Source organism: Ruegeria meonggei, assembly GCF_900172215.1.
GTDB classification, from domain to species: Bacteria; Pseudomonadota; Alphaproteobacteria; order Rhodobacterales; family Rhodobacteraceae; genus Ruegeria; species Ruegeria meonggei.
Window position 1 is genome coordinate 521,286 of sequence record NZ_FWFP01000001.1, and the last position, 13,883, is coordinate 535,168.

The window sequence follows — 13,883 nt, forward strand, 5'->3', positions numbered from 1 at the left end:
TCGTCTACTTGGTACCGAACATCCGGTCGCCGGCATCGCCCAGACCGGGCATGATATAGCCTTTTGAATTCAGCTCACGATCCAGCGCTGCCGTGACGATATGCACGTCCGGATGCGCCTCTTTCATCCGTTCCACCCCTTCTGGCGCGGCCAGCAGGCAGAGGAAACGGATATCGGTCGCCCCGGCCTCTTTCAGCAGATCAATGGCCGCGGCCGAGCTGTTGCCGGTGGCCAGCATCGGGTCTACCGCGATGACCAAGCGGTCCTTCAGGCCTTCGGGAGCCTTGAAATAATACTGAACGGGCTTCAGCGTCTCTTCATCGCGGTAAAGGCCAACAAAGCCGACCCGCGCCGAGGGGATCAGCTCAAGCACTCCGTCCAGCATCCCATTGCCCGCCCGCAGGATCGACACCAGCGCCAATTTCTTACCGGCCAGAATGGGGGCGTCCATCTCCTCCATCGGGGTTTCGATATGACGGGTCGTCAGCTTCATTTCACGCGTGACCTCATAGGCCAAAAGCAGCGTGATCTCGCGCAGCAGCTGGCGGAACACGGCAGTCGAGGTGCCCTTGTCCCGCATGAGCGTCAATTTGTGCTGTACCAGCGGATGGTCAACGACGGTCAGGTGTTCGCTCATGTTTTCTCCAGTCTTTTCTTGACCCGCGCACGGGTGTCTTCATCGCAAAACGCCGCGTTCAGGGCGGTTTCATTCAGGGCGGCGAAATCCTCGGCGTTCCAGCCAAAGGCTTCGCTCAGCATTTCATATTCACGCCGCATCGTGGTGTGGAAAAACGGCGGATCATCGGTCGAGACGGTGACATTTACACCCGCCTCACGCAACCGCGCAATCGGATGCGCTGCAAAGTCAGGATACAGGCCCAGAACCACGTTCGAGCCCGGGCAAACCTCAAGCGTGATATCCCGGTCGACCAGTTCCCGAATAAGATCCGGATCTTCGATAGCCCGCACGCCGTGGCCCACGCGTTCGACCCCCAGATCGTGGATGGCGTCGCGCACGCTTTCCGGGCCGCCGAACTCTCCGGCATGGGTGGTCAGGTGCAGACCGGCCTCACGCGCGCAATCGAACGCCCATTTGAATTCACCCTGAGTTCCGATGGATTCGTTGCCCCCCATGCCAAACCCGGTGACCCAATCACCGGCGGTTTCAGCGGCACAATGGGCGCTAAACTTTGCCTGTTCAGGCCCAAAATGGCGAACACACGTAACAACCCCGCGCAGGGTGATGTCGAACTTGCGCTCGGCCTCGTCTGCTGCGTCCTGAATAGCGGTCAGATAGTCCTGCCAGGCATGCAGGTCGCCGCCCCCGCAGAAATCGGGGCTGAGGAAGGTTTCGGAATACACCACCCCATTAGCAGCGCTTTCCTCCAGGATGGCCAGCGTCAGACGGCGGAAATCCTCAGGCGATTTCAGCACCTCACAGGCGGCCTCATACACGCTGAGAAAATGCGCAAAGTCGCGAAAATCATAACTGCCATCGGGCTTGAAAATACCGCTCAGGTCGATGCGTTTTTCATGGGCAAGCTGGCGGATAAATGCCGGAGGAGCCGCACCTTCGTGGTGCAGGTGCAGTTCGATCTTGGGCAGGTCTGCAACAGTCATAGAAATGTCCTTCCCGGCCCTTGGGGCGGAATGCTCAGGTGGTGTGCAATACTGGCGGCAACATCCGTGAAATTAGCTTTGCCGATTTCGCCAGAGCCTTGCCCGGCGATCAGCACAGGCACTTGTTCGCGCGTATGATCCGTACCGATCCAGCTGGGATCGTTGCCGTGATCAGCGGTCAGCAGCATCAGGTCTTCGGGGCGCAGTTTTTGCAGAACGCTGCCAATCTCATGATCGAACCATTCCAGCGCGCGAGCGTATCCGCTGATATCGCGGCGATGGCCATAGAGGCTGTCAAACTCGACAAAATTGGCGAAGGTCAGGCTGCCCTCTTCCGCGTCATCGACCAGATCGGACAGGTGCCGCATCAACTGGGCATCCGGGCCTTTGCGCAGTGTGTCGATCCCCTGCATCGAGAAGATGTCGCCAATCTTGCCAACCGCATGAACCCGGCGACCGGTGTCCTGCGCCCAGTTGGTCAGGACCGGCGCAGGCGGCAGGATGGCGAAATCCTTGCGGTTGGTGGTGCGGGTAAACCCATCCTCGGGCGAGCCCACAAATGGCCGTGCAATAACCCGGCCCACCTTCATCTCGTGCAACCGGGGCGCAAGCGCCCTGCACATTGCCAGCAGGCGATCGAGGCCAAAGCTCTCTTCATGGGCAGCGATCTGGAAAACGCTGTCGGCTGAGGTGTAGCAGATCGGCCTGCCGGTGCGCATATGCTCTGCCCCCAGCTCAGCGATGATCGTGGTGCCCGAGGCGTGGCAATCCCCCAATATGCCCTCGGTTCCTGCCGCTTGGGCGGCAGCACCGCTTAGGTCAGCCGGAAACGCAGGCGTGGTGTCTGGGAAATAATGCCAATCCCACGGCACTGGCAGGCCGGCCAGTTCCCAATGCCCTGACGGGGTATCCTTGCCCTTTGAGTGTTCGCGCGCGCAGCCCCAAAGGCCGGTTGGCGTGACCTCAAGACCGGGCGTGTCCGTGCCCGAAGCAAGACGTGTGGCCGCACCCAGGCCCAGCGCGTCCAGATTAGGCAGATACAACGGACCCGAGCGCCCATCCTCGGCCCGCCCTTCGGCGCAAGTCTGCGCTATATGGGCCAGCGTGTTGGCGCCAGTGTCGGGTGTATCGCCATTGAAAAACCGATCAGCGTCCGGCGCTCCGCCAATCCCCACGGAGTCCATTACCACAAGAAAGGCCCGGGTCACGCCGTGATCCTTTCGTGGACCAGAGGAATGATCGGACCGGAATCCGGGCTGAGTGTTACAGCCCGTCGCACCGTTTCAGCTGCCTGCTGCGCCGCATCCTCGCGGGCGGCGTGGACCACCGCCAAAGGTGCGCCCTTGTCTATCTTGTCACCCAACCGGACGATGCCTGACAGGCCCACGGCCGGATCAATCACATCGTCTTCAACCTGTCGCCCGCCGCCCAGCGCGACCACGGCCAGGCCCAGCGCCTCACCATTGATCGAGGCGACATACCCGTTGGTCGGCGCGGCAACCTCAAGGATCACGCTGGCTTCGGGCAGGTAACGCGACCAGTTTTCGACAAACTGCAGTGGACCGCCGACAGCAGCCATCATGCGCCCGAACCGTTCAGCCGCGCGGCCATCGCGAATAACCGCAGCGACTTTTTCGCGCCCGTCCTCGGCAGTGGAACACATCCCGGCATCTGCCAGCAACACGCCGCCCAGCTCTGCCGAGATTTCGGCCAGTGGATCGTAATGTGCGTGGGTCAGCACGTTCATCACCTCGGCCACTTCCAACGCATTACCCAGCGCCGGGGCCAGGGGTTGGTGCATGTCGGTGATTACTGCCGATGTCCGACATCCGGCCGCGTTTGCGGTTTCTGTCAGGGCTTTGGCCAGCTTGCGCGCATCCTCAAGCGTCTTCATGAATGCGCCAGAGCCAACTTTAACGTCCAGCACCAGCGCCTGAGGGCTGGCGGCCAGTTTCTTGGACAGAATTGATGCGGTGATCAAATCCAGGCTTTCCACCGTCGCGGTTACATCACGGATCGCGTAAAGCCGCTTGTCCGCAGGCGCGATCTGACCCGTCGCGCCGACAATGGCCGCGCCTGTATCGCGCAGAATCTGGGTCAGACGCTCCTGCCCGATTTGGGTGCTGACACCGGGGATGGATTCAAGTTTATCCAGCGTACCACCAGTATGCCCCAATCCGCGGCCAGAGATCATCGGGACATAGGCCCCAAGCTCAGCCAACGCGGGCGCAAGCACCAGGCTGACACTGTCACCCACCCCTCCGGTCGAGTGTTTATCAATCACCGGGCCGTCGAAATCCCAGCTTAGAACATCGCCACTGTCGCGCATCGCAACGGTCAGGTCAGCGCGTCCTTGTGCGCCCAGCCCACCCATGCAGACAGCCATCGCAAAAGCTCCGGCCTGCGCGTCACTGACGCCGCCATCGGCCAGGCCCTGCGCGAACCATTTCAACTCGTCACTGCTGGGCACCTGATCCCGGCGCAGCTTGGCGATGATCGAGCGAGCATCCATGGGCTTAGACATCCTCCATATGCGAGGCGCCAAACGCACCGGGCAAAAGCTGACCGATGGTGGTTTCAAACTCGGCCCCGTCCATTGTGGCAAGGATCACCTTGACCTCACGCTTGCCAAACTCGGCCAGCTTTTGGCGACACCCACCGCAGGGTGGAACCGGTTGGGGCGATGAGGCGACCACATAGACTTCGGTCAACTCTTTTTCACCGGCGGCAACCATCGCGGCAATGGCACCAGCCTCGGCGCAGGTGCCTTCGGGGTAGGCTACGTTTTCCACATTACAGCCGGAATAGACCACCCCAGTCGAGGACCGGATCGCTGCGCCGACTTTGAAGTTGGAATACGGCGCATATGCGTTTTCCCGGACAGACAGCGCTGCATCTTTCAAAGCCATGGCGATTCCCCATTTTTTGATCATCTGGTCAGAAAGACATATCCTAAATTAAGTAACCCGGGGAGTTGAAGCCCCGGGCAACAGTTTTCTCGGCCAAAATTCACTCAGCCCAGTGTGGTATTGAAGGTGCCTGGCAGGGTGACCTCAAGCAGTTCGACATCGTCAGAGGGATTGGTCAGCCGTGTGCGCATTCCGGGCGGGATGACAAAAGCATCGCCCTGTTCCAACCGAAATGGGTCGCGGTTTTCCCCTTCCAACGTGACCGCGCCATTCATCACAAAGGTGAAATGGATATCGGTGTCGTGCGCGGCCCAGACCGGATCACCCTGCCCTTTGCGCACAACCTGCACCCCAGCCACGCCTTTGGTATTTTCTGCAATTGTGGTGTCGCGGCAGATATAACCCGGCAGGCGGAACGGAATCCACTCAGCCCCTTCGGCCTGGTTGTAGACAAAGCGCTGCCCCTGCCATTCTCTGCCCGGTCGGTAATGCGGCGTGGGTAGGTTCATATCATGGTCGATTTCGGTGACGTGTTCCGCCGGCACGCCGATCTCGATCACCTGCACGTTGTCCGATGCTTCAAGCACGCGGTGGCGAATTTCAGGCGGCTGGATAAAGCAATCACCTGCCGTCAGACGCATCTTGTCACCCTGATCTTCATAGACCACGTCCACCCAGCCATGAATGCAGAAGATCAACTGAAACCCGACCTTGTGGAAATGCACCATATCCGGCACCGGACCGCCATCGGGGATGCGGATATGGCTGGCGATGATCGACCCGCCCAACCGATCTGGCACCAAGTCACGATAGTGCATTCCGGCCCGGCCAATAATCCATGGGGCCTGGTCTTTGAGCCTGCGCACCACAAAGGAATGCACCGTATCCGGCATCACCATCGGGGGGTTCAGCTCTTCAATCTCAATTCGAGTGCCGTTCGGGGCGACCAGACTGCGCGCTCCGTCAGCAAAGGCGTCTGGGTTTTCTGTCAGAATGCGCAGAGTTCCGGGAGATTCAGGTGCGTCTTTTTCAATACGCAAGCGCAAGCCGTGACCCGAAAAGACAGCAACACTTGGATCATCCGCAGGATAGATCATGTCCATCCGCATGCCCAATACCCTGGTGAAAAACGGGATATCGTCACGTAGTTCCTGCGTTGGCAGGCGGACTTCAGCGAGGATCGGGTTTTGAGACTTGGTCATTCACGTTCTCTTCGGTGCTGGATTTTGGCCATCCGATCAGAACGGCGGCCAAAATGCCAATCGAAAAGAACATCTCAAGCGTTTCTTCCAGAACGAACAATCGGGTCACCATAACCTCTGACATCTCAGCGTCGAACGCGCTGCTGATCTCTTCCAGCGACTGCGCCACGACAGCACACATACCGGCAAGAAAAAATATCAGAAGGAACGGCGCGCGCTGTTTAAGGGCGCGCCAGGCATTCGGCACCCCGTGCCAAAAAAGCCCGCCCAAAACCAACACAGCCAGCACCACACGCACAATCGTCATGTCCAGCAAGACGTCCAGCCCGTGCAACACAAAGTATGGCAGGCTGTCGACTGCGTACACGTCAGCCTCCAGCTCTCGTTCGGCAAGCAACAGGCATACCAGCCCAATATACAGGCGCTTTATCCCCGAAAAGCGATAGAGTGACGCCAAGCCCGCCACGAAAAGCGCCGCAGCCGAGATGGTTTCGAACGGTCCGCCCTCTTGATTGAAGACCGAGGCCTGCATCGGCCAGATCGCAATGACGATAAGAACCAGTACAGCCACGACAAGCGCCGCTCGGAACGCAAAGCGATCCGTGCCAAAAGACCTCTTGTTCTCGGGTATCGTGTTCCCTGACTGAAACTGGCCTTTAGAGCTCATGCCTGTCTTCCATTTTACACAACGATTGCCGGAATTTTGAAAGTGGCGAACTTAGCCAGTTGGCCGCAAATTTCAACCAAGGCGCCGGTGAGGTTGCGACACTGTTGCAAAATGACGCGACGTAGCCAAGCCTCGAAAAATAGTTTAGCTCTAAATCAAATTTCGAAGGGAGTTCCTAAGCCGATGTCTGACACACCCAGCCTGCGACAGGCCGCGCTTGATTATCACGCCCACCCTAAGCCCGGTAAGCTTGAGATCAAGGCGACAAAGCCAATGGCCAACGGTCGCGATCTGGCGCGCGCCTATTCGCCCGGTGTGGCTGAGGCCAGCCTCGAGATTAAGGCGGACCCCTCAAATGCAGAACTCTACACTTCCCGAGGCAATCTGGTGGCGGTCGTGTCGAACGGAACAGCCGTTCTGGGACTTGGCAATATCGGCGCACTGGCCTCAAAGCCGGTGATGGAGGGCAAAGCCGTTCTGTTCAAGAAATTTGCCGGTATCGATTGTTTTGACATCGAGGTCGACCAGCCCGACCCGGAAAAGCTGGCGGATATTGTTTGTGCGCTTGAGCCCACCTTTGGGGCCATCAATCTTGAGGACATCAAGGCACCCGACTGCTTTATTGTCGAGAAGCTGTGCCGCGAGCGTATGAACATCCCCGTTTTTCACGACGATCAGCACGGAACCGCCATCGTCGTCGGGGCTGCTGCGAAAAACGCGCTGCATGTCGCAGGGAAAAAGTTCGAAGAGATCAAGATTGTCTCGACAGGTGGCGGTGCAGCGGGGATCGCCTGCCTCAGTATGCTGGTGAAACTGGGGGTCAAACGCGAAAACATCTGGTTGTGCGACATTCACGGCCTGGTTTACCAGGGCCGCACTGAAGACATGAACCCGCATAAAGACCAGTTCGCACAAAAGACCGACCTGCGCACCTTGGACGATGTGATTGCCGATGCCGACCTGTTCCTTGGCCTCAGCGGACCGAACGTCCTAAAGCCGGAAATGGTCGCGAAAATGGCCAGACGCCCGATTATCTTTGCGCTGGCCAATCCGACCCCCGAGATCCTTCCTCAGGCCGCGCGCGAGGTTGCTCCGGATGCGATCATCGCCACCGGACGCAGCGATTTTCCCAATCAAGTCAACAACGTCCTGTGCTTTCCTTTCATCTTCCGCGGTGCGCTGGACGTCGGCGCGACCGAGATCAATGACGAGATGCAGATCGCCTGCGTCGACGGTATCGCCGATATGGCCCGTGCCACCACCAGCGCCGAGGCTGCAGCCGCCTATAAAGGAGAACAGCTGACCTTTGGCCCCGACTACCTGATTCCCAAGCCGTTTGACCCACGCCTTGTGGGTGTTGTGTCTTCATCCGTCGCCAAGGCGGCGATGGCCAGTGGCGTAGCCAAGCGCCCGATTGACGATATCGAGGCCTATAAAGAGCGTCTGAACCAGTCGGTGTTCAAGTCCGCCCTGCTCATGCGCCCGGTTTTTGAAGCAGCCGCCGTCGCCTCCCGCCGCATCGTTTTTGCCGAGGGCGAAGATGAACGGGTCCTGCGTGCCGCTCAAGCCATTTTGGAAGAAACGACCGAGACCCCTATCCTTATCGGTCGCCCCGACGTCATCGGAGCACGGTGTGAAAAGCTGGGCCTGACAGTGCGCCCCGGTGAGGACTTTCAGATCGTAAACCCGGAAAACGACCCACGCTATTACGATTATTGGAACTCCTACCACGAGATCATGCAACGACGGGGTGTGACGCCGGATCTCGCCAAGGCGATTATGCGCACCAACAACACTGCCATTGCCGCTATCATGGTGTATCGGGGCGAGGCTGACAGCATGATCTGCGGCACTTTTGGTGAGTTCCGCTGGCATCTGAACTATGTCGAACAGGTTCTGGACGATGGGGATTTGCGCCCGCACGGCGCGTTGTCGCTGATGATCCTGGAAGACGGGCCACTGTTCATTGCCGACACCCATGTCAGGCAATTGCCAAATCCTGAAGAACTGGCCGAGACGACCATCGGGGCCGCCCGACATGTGCGGCGGTTTGGGATAGAGCCCAAGATCGCCTTCTGTTCGCAATCACAGTTCGGCAATCAGGCCGAGGGGTCGGGCAAACGTCTTCGGGCCGCGCTGGATATCCTCGATTCCGAACCTCGGGATTTTACCTATGAAGGTGAGATGAACCTGGACGTAGCACTGAACCCGGAGCTGCGATCACGCATCTTCCCGAACTCGCGCCTGCAAGGAACAGCGAACGTGCTGATTTTTGCCCACGCAGACGCGGCCAGCGGTGTGCGAAACATCCTGAAGATGAAAGCGGACGGTCTGGAAGTAGGGCCAATTCTGATGGGAATGGGCAACAAGGCCCATATCGTGACCCCGTCAATTACCGCACGTGGACTATTGAATATGGCCGCTATTGCCGGCACACCAGTGGCCCACTACGGATAGACGGCGCAAACCCGGATCAGGCGTCTCTGAGGCGCCTGACCTCACGAGGCGGGTGATTCTTTGCACGGCAGGATTTGCAGATTTGCAAATGCTGCCAGCCCGTGCAGAAAATACTGCGCATTTTAACCTGTTTGCAAAAATTTGCAGACCATTTTGACGAATTCTGCAAATGGTTTGCGGTAAAGTGACGCCCCGTCATTTCCCTCACTTGTGTGGTGCACCCGGTCCACCTTACACACGATACGAGGAGTTTAAGGAGGATGCTACCGTGGCTTATCAGGACGTTTATGAAAGCTGGAAATCTGATCCGGATGCATTCTGGATGGAGGCCGCAAAAGGGATCGATTGGGTTCAGCCTCCGACCAAAGCTTTGTTTGACGATAATGCGCCGCTTTATGAATGGTTCTGCGATGCCAAGGTAAACACGTGCTGGAACGCTGTGGACCGCCACGTGGAAAACGGCCGCGGCGAGCAGACAGCGATTATCTATGACAGCCCGATTACGCATACAAAGCGCGAAATCTCGTATGTCGAGCTGCGCAATCGCGTCGCCACGTTGGCCGGGGCGCTGCGCGACAAAGGCATAGAGAAAGGTGACCGGGTCATCATCTACATGCCGATGATCCCCGAAGCGCTTGAGGCGATGCTGGCCTGCGCCCGGTTAGGTGCGGTGCATTCTGTGGTCTTTGGTGGCTTTGCCAGTAACGAACTGGCTGTCCGGATTGATGACGCCAAACCCAAGGCGATCATCGCGGCCTCATGTGGGATGGAGCCAGGGCGTGTGGTACATTATAAACCCCTGCTGGACGGGGCCATCGACTTGGCCAGTCATAAGCCCGACTTTTGCGTTATCTTCCAGCGGGAACAGGAGGTGGCGCAGCTGATCGAGGGGCGCGATTTCAACTGGCACGGATTTCAATACGGAGTTGAACCTGCAGAATGTGTTCCGGTCGACGGCAATGATCCCGCGTATATCCTGTACACCTCAGGCACCACGGGGGCGCCCAAAGGGGTCGTGCGTTCGACGGCGGGCCATCTGGTCGCACTGAACTGGACGATGAAGAATATCTATGACGTCGATCCGGGCGATGTGTTCTGGGCGGCCTCGGATGTGGGTTGGGTCGTTGGGCATTCCTATATCTGCTATGCCCCGCTGATCCACGGCAACACCACCATCGTGTTCGAGGGCAAACCGGTTGGCACCCCCGATGCGGGTACCTTCTGGCGAGTAATCGCCGAGCATAAGGTCAAATCCTTCTTCACCGCCCCCACTGCCATCCGCGCCGTAAAACGCGAAGACCCAAAGGGTGAGATGTTGGCAAAATACGACCTGTCCAGCCTACGCGCCCTGTTCCTGGCCGGTGAACGGGCTGATCCCGACACCATCGAATGGGCGCAAAAAGCGCTCAATGTTCCGGTCATCGACCATTGGTGGCAGACCGAGACTGGCTGGACCATCGCAGGCAACCCGATAGGTATCGAAAAACTGCCGACGAAACTCGGCTCGCCCGCCAAACCAATGCCGGGTTATGATGTGCAGATTCTGGATGAGGGCGGCCACCCGATGAAGCCCGGTGAACTGGGTGCGATTGCGGTCAAACTGCCGCTGCCTCCAGGCACTTTGCCGACGCTGTGGAATGCAGAGGATCGGTTCAAAAGCTCGTACCTCAACCAATTCCCCGGTTATTATGAAACCGGCGATGCAGGCATGATTGATGAGGACGGTTACCTTTATATCATGGCCCGCACCGATGACGTGATCAACGTGGCTGGCCACCGCCTGTCCACCGGCGGAATGGAGGAGGTTCTGGCCGCCCACCCCGATGTCGCCGAATGCGCTGTGATCGGCGTGACCGATCAGCTTAAAGGCCAGATGCCAGTGGGTTTCTTGTGTCTGAACGCCGGGTGTGATCGCGACCACGGCGAGGTGACGCAAGACGTGGTCAAGCTGGTACGTGAAAAGATCGGCCCTGTCGCAGCCTTCAAACTGGCTGTTGTGGTGGATCGCCTGCCAAAAACCCGGTCGGGTAAAATCTTGCGGGGAACGATGGTGTCGATTGCGGACAACAAGGAATACAAAATGCCCGCGACCATCGACGATCCGGCCATTCTGGATGAAATCACCGTCGCGCTGAAATCCATCGGGTACGCGCAGTGATCGGGCTTTGGGCGACCACTGGTCGCCCGCCCACAGGCTTTCGCTTGCAACCTGAAACGGGGCCCCTACTGTCACGATAAGACAGTGAGGCCCCATGACAAAAAACGACATCTGGCGTCTAAGCGCCACAGCCCTGACCAAGCTGACCCGCACTGGCGAACTGAGCGCCGAACAGGCTGTGCAAAGAGCCATTGATCGCATGCATCAGGTCAACCCGGACCTGAATGCGGTGGCCGAGGATCTAAGCGTCGAGGCATTGCAGAAGGCGCGCGCCTTGGATCAGGCAGTCGTCCGCGGCGCATCACCTGGGCCGCTGCACGGCGTGCCAGTAACCATCAAGATCAATGTCGACCAGAAAGGGCACGCAACCAGTAACGGCGTTGTAGCGCTGAAGGACGTGATCGCACCGAATGATGCCCCGATTGTCACCAACCTGCAGAATGCCGGGGCCGTTGTCATCGGGCGGACAAATACGCCCGAGTTTTCATTTCGCGCGGACACAGACAATGACCTGCATGGCCGCACGCACAATCCATGGGGTCGGCATATCTCGCCCGGTGGGTCATCGGGGGGCGCGGGTGCAGGTGTGATGGCCGGGATCGGTGCGTTGGCCCATGGCAATGATATCGGCGGCAGCCTACGGTTTCCCGCTGCGGCCAACGGGGCGGTCACGGTGAAACCCGGCCTTGGGCGCGTACCCGCCTGGAACCCCAGCCAACCGGCCGAGCGTGGGATTTTGGCCCAATCCATGTCAGTGCAGGGCCTTATCACCCGGTCAGCCGCCGATCTTCACCTGTCCATGCCCAGCGTGATTGCCGCCGATCCCCGCGATCCGTTCCATGTCTCAATGCCTTGGCGCGGCGCGCCCTGCGACACCTCCCTCAAAGTTGCCTTTACCAAAAACACCTTTGGCTACGCTTTGCACCCCGAAGTGGAAAAGGCGCTGGACACCGCCCGTGACGCGTTGGTCGACGCCGGGTATCTGGTAACTGAAATAGACCCGCCTGATGTTTTCGAATGCGGCCGGGCGGGTTATCGCGCGCTGATGGGCGAAGTGTTGACCCTGATGAAAGATGATATCGAAGCCGCCGGCTCTCAAACCATCCGCAACATCTTCGAGGTCTACTTTCAGGAATTTCCACCCATTACAGACACCGATCTGATCCGAATGTTGGCTCAGCGCACCCACTATGCACGGGAATGGTCACTGTTCATGGAGGACTATGCTCTGGTTTTGTCTCCGTTCCTGCCGCAGCCGTTTTTTGGACCGGACCGGGACACCGATGGTGCCGAGGGCGTGCACGAGGTTCTGGGTTGCGCTGTCTATTCCTACGCAATGAACTTTCTAGGCCTGCCCGCCGCCTGCGTTCCCGCCCGGCTCGCACAGCTGCCGAAGGGGCCGCAACCCATCAACGTTCAAATCGCTGCCCGGCGCTGGCGCGAAGATATGGCTGTTGACGCTGCCGCCGCCATCGAATCGCGTGTCGGCCAAATGTGCTTACCACTGTGGGACAGAATGGACGCGGCTCTGTAGGCCGATCCTGTAAAAAATAGACCCTGGGTTTTTGTGCCCAGGGTCCGCTTACTTAAATAAGCCCAGAAATTTGTTAACAAGCGTAGCACCACCTACCCTCATCAGCGCGAAAACTGCGCAACCATTCGAAAACGCCGGTTGGTGGCCACTCACTTCCACCTTGGCGTGTTCTCCGGGCAAGTTCACATTAACGGAAGATTAAGAAACCTCCTGTGAACTGGTTCACACAAGTCTCAAAAAACGTCCTTGTGGTTGAATTAGGTGAACTGTTCCGAGATCAGTCGCTCTTCCAGCCCATGCCCCGGGTCAAAAAGAATACGGTGTTCGATGGCGGGTTCCGACCGGATTTCCACCCAGTCGATGTCTTTGAAAGAAACCGAATCCGCATCCGCCATGACCGGTCGCTTGTCCGCGTCCAGCACGTCAAACCGCACTTTGGCAATCTTTGGCAGCAAAGCGCCGCGCCACCGGCGTGGACGAAACGCGGCAATCGCCGTCAGGGCCAGAACATCAGACCCAATTGGCAGAATCGGACCATGTGCTGAGTAATTATACGCTGTCGACCCGGCCGGTGTTGACAGCAGTGCCCCGTCGCAGACCAGTTCGTCCATCCGAACCCGACCATCGACGCTGATCTGCAGCCGCGCCGCCTGTGGGCCGGCCCGCAAAAGAGACACTTCGTTTATGGCCAGCGCTTCGTGCAGTTTGCCGGATTGATCCATCGCCCGCATCGCCAGCGGGTTGATGACCTCTTCCTCGGCATCGACAAGGCGCTGCATCAGGTCGATCTCGTGAAACTCGTTCATCAGAAACCCGATGGTGCCACGGTTCATGCCGTAGACGGGTGTGTTGAGGTGCTGCATGTGGTGCAGCGTGTGCAACATGAACCCATCCCCACCCAAGGCCACCACCACATCCGCATCCCGCGGGGCGGAATTTCCATACCGGGCGATCAAGGCAACCCGGGCCGATTGCGCGACATTGGCGTCGCTGGCAAGAAAGGCGATTCTCTGGATCATCAATTCCGGTTTCCGGTGTTGCACATTTGGTTCCGAAACAACCATACCTTTCCCCGATAGGCCAGACTTGACGCCACAGCGGGCCAAATCGTCGCTTTAAGCCTTTTGCAAAAGTAGGGTTTCCGATAGGAAATCCGCAAGAATTCCCCCAGCCATGTGGAGCCCCCATGAACGCCAATCTTCGTGATACCGGTTTTTTCACCCAGTCCCTGTCTGAGCGCGACCCCGAGCTGTTCGGCTCGATCACATCCGAGCTGGGCCGCCAGCGCGACGAGATCGAGTTGATCGCGTCCGAGAACATCGTCTCGGCCGCCGTG

At 58.6% G+C, this 13,883-nt stretch carries 11 protein-coding genes and 1 pseudogene; 4 read left to right on the forward strand and 8 right to left on the reverse strand.

Annotation, left to right across the window (positions count from 1 at the left end; translation table 11 throughout):
- Positions 1–4: 4 nt before the first annotated feature.
- From upp to RUM8411_RS02640, 7 genes are all read right to left on the reverse strand, one after another.
- Positions 5–637 (reverse strand): uracil phosphoribosyltransferase, encoded by a 633-nt coding sequence (gene upp, locus RUM8411_RS02610; protein ID WP_085821047.1) that lies wholly within the window; start codon positions 635–637, stop codon positions 5–7.
- A complete protein-coding gene (locus RUM8411_RS02615) occupies positions 634–1,620 on the reverse strand; it encodes an adenosine deaminase (RefSeq protein WP_085821048.1) in 987 nt (328 codons plus the stop codon). Before RUM8411_RS02615 ends, upp begins: the two co-directional genes overlap by 4 nt.
- Complete coding sequence (locus tag RUM8411_RS02620; RefSeq protein ID WP_085821049.1) at positions 1,617–2,828, reverse strand: phosphopentomutase; 1,212 nt, start codon at positions 2,826–2,828, stop codon at positions 1,617–1,619. Before RUM8411_RS02620 ends, RUM8411_RS02615 begins: the two co-directional genes overlap by 4 nt.
- The gene (locus RUM8411_RS02625; RefSeq protein ID WP_085821050.1) at positions 2,825–4,132 is read right to left on the reverse strand and encodes a thymidine phosphorylase; all 1,308 of its coding nucleotides are present in this window, start codon (positions 4,130–4,132) and stop codon (positions 2,825–2,827) included. The genes RUM8411_RS02620 and RUM8411_RS02625 overlap by 4 nt, the downstream gene beginning before the upstream one ends.
- A 4-nt stretch (positions 4,133–4,136) precedes the next feature.
- Positions 4,137–4,529 (reverse strand): cytidine deaminase, encoded by a 393-nt coding sequence (locus RUM8411_RS02630; RefSeq protein ID WP_085821108.1) that lies wholly within the window; start codon positions 4,527–4,529, stop codon positions 4,137–4,139.
- A 104-nt stretch (positions 4,530–4,633) separates the two neighbouring features.
- The gene (locus tag RUM8411_RS02635) at positions 4,634–5,731 is read right to left on the reverse strand and encodes a cupin domain-containing protein (RefSeq protein WP_085821051.1); all 1,098 of its coding nucleotides are present in this window, start codon (positions 5,729–5,731) and stop codon (positions 4,634–4,636) included.
- Entirely contained in the window at positions 5,700–6,398 is a 699-nt protein-coding gene (locus RUM8411_RS02640; RefSeq protein ID WP_085821052.1) for a hypothetical protein, read from the reverse strand. Before RUM8411_RS02640 ends, RUM8411_RS02635 begins: the two co-directional genes overlap by 32 nt.
- A 183-nt stretch (positions 6,399–6,581) precedes the next feature.
- Here RUM8411_RS02640 and RUM8411_RS02645 point away from each other — a divergent pair, with 183 nt between their 5' ends.
- The 3 genes from RUM8411_RS02645 (at position 6,582) to RUM8411_RS02655 (ending at position 12,547) form a co-directional block, all read left to right on the forward strand.
- A complete protein-coding gene (locus RUM8411_RS02645; protein ID WP_085821053.1) occupies positions 6,582–8,855 on the forward strand; it encodes an NADP-dependent malic enzyme in 2,274 nt (757 codons plus the stop codon).
- A gap of 268 nt (positions 8,856–9,123) precedes the next feature.
- On the forward strand, positions 9,124–11,013 hold the full coding sequence (prpE, locus tag RUM8411_RS02650) for a propionate-CoA ligase PrpE (RefSeq protein ID WP_085821054.1): 1,890 nt from the start codon (positions 9,124–9,126) through the stop codon (positions 11,011–11,013).
- Positions 11,014–11,107: 94 nt separating this feature from the next.
- Positions 11,108–12,547, forward strand: coding sequence for an amidase family protein (locus tag RUM8411_RS02655; protein ID WP_085821055.1), 1,440 nt, complete (start codon positions 11,108–11,110; stop codon positions 12,545–12,547).
- 257 nt (positions 12,548–12,804) lie between these two features.
- On the opposite strand, the gene RUM8411_RS02660 is transcribed toward RUM8411_RS02655, so the two are convergent.
- Positions 12,805–13,566, reverse strand: coding sequence for an NAD kinase (locus RUM8411_RS02660; protein ID WP_085821109.1), 762 nt, complete (start codon positions 13,564–13,566; stop codon positions 12,805–12,807).
- A 167-nt stretch (positions 13,567–13,733) separates the two neighbouring features.
- Here RUM8411_RS02660 and glyA point away from each other — a divergent pair.
- Positions 13,734–13,883: pseudogene (gene glyA / locus RUM8411_RS22425) on the forward strand (serine hydroxymethyltransferase); the annotation flags it as partial.